This is a genomic window from Phycicoccus jejuensis (genome assembly GCF_000720925.1).
Lineage (GTDB): Bacteria > Actinomycetota > Actinomycetes > Actinomycetales > Dermatophilaceae > Phycicoccus > Phycicoccus jejuensis.
In genome coordinates, this window is record NZ_JOEE01000033.1 from 1 (window position 1) to 992 (window position 992).

Annotated in this window: 1 protein-coding gene and 1 pseudogene; both read right to left on the reverse strand. The window is 68.5% G+C overall.

Going from position 1 to position 992, the window contains the following annotated elements:
* The coding region (locus IG69_RS0119455) for a hypothetical protein (protein ID WP_030529819.1) at window positions 1–659 on the reverse strand (659 nt) is incomplete at its 3' end.
* Window positions 656–992, reverse strand: a pseudogene (locus tag IG69_RS0119460) (hypothetical protein); the annotation flags it as partial. The gene IG69_RS0119455 and the pseudogene IG69_RS0119460, both read right to left, overlap by 4 nt.

Consider the following 992-nt stretch of genomic DNA (forward strand, 5'->3'; position numbering starts at 1 on the left):
CAGTCCAGAACCTCGCCGGTGTCGACATCGATGCGGTAACCGTCAACCAGCTGTAGCCGAGCGCCTAATGGTGCGCCGGCGGGCGGGTCGCGGTCGAGTGTGTGGAGATCCAGTTCGAAGATCCGGGAACGCTCGTCGGCCGCCGGCTGTGCGATGTGGCGAGCGTGGCGTCCTTGGGCAGGCCAGGGCTGGTGCTCGTTGTCCTCGCAGTGACTTTTGAGACGTTGGCGCATCCTGTCGACGAACGCAGGGAGGGCGTAGCGGTGCCACTCTTCCAGCGGTTCCCCGGTGAGGGCGCGGCCAGCACGCCAGCGGAGGTCTGCGATGACGGCGACCTCGTGGACGAGGTGGGGGTGCCTGGGCCAGCAGGGTGGCACCATCGCCGCGGTGTCCCACGTGTACTCGCGGTTCATCCAGGCGACGACCCGCTCGAGCCAGTCCCAGATCTCCGCGCGCAGCTCCGGATCGATGCAGCTGGGCGGGTCCCAGGGGCGCGCAAGCTGGGCCGGGTCGCCGAGTGCGGCCTTTTGCTCGTCCTCGCCGTGGAGGGCGACATGCAACTCTCGATAGGCGTGCTCGATGCCGCGCCCGGGGCGAGGAAATTCTTCGATGACGGGTCGGGGCTGAACTTGACGGCCGTGGTCTGGGCGCTCGGTCACAGTGACCCACCGTCGTGGTTGTCGACGAGCCCCCGGCGGCGCGCCTCGACGAGGGCGGCGATGGCTCGGGCTTCCGGGTCGACGTCGTGAGAGCGGCCGGTCGCGATGGTGTCCCGTAGCCGCTTCTGGTTCTCGAGGAGCTGCTGACCAGGCTTGCCGTCGATGCAAAGGTTGAGGCGAGCGACGATCGGGGCGCCGTTCTCGGAGAGTACGAGGGCGTGCCGTTCCTTCATCTGGCGGATCTCGGCGCCGGTCAGGATGGGGATGTCGTCAGCGGAGACCTGGCGGCCACCCATCTGCCCTGACTGCGGATGGCGTGGAAGGGCGGGCAGA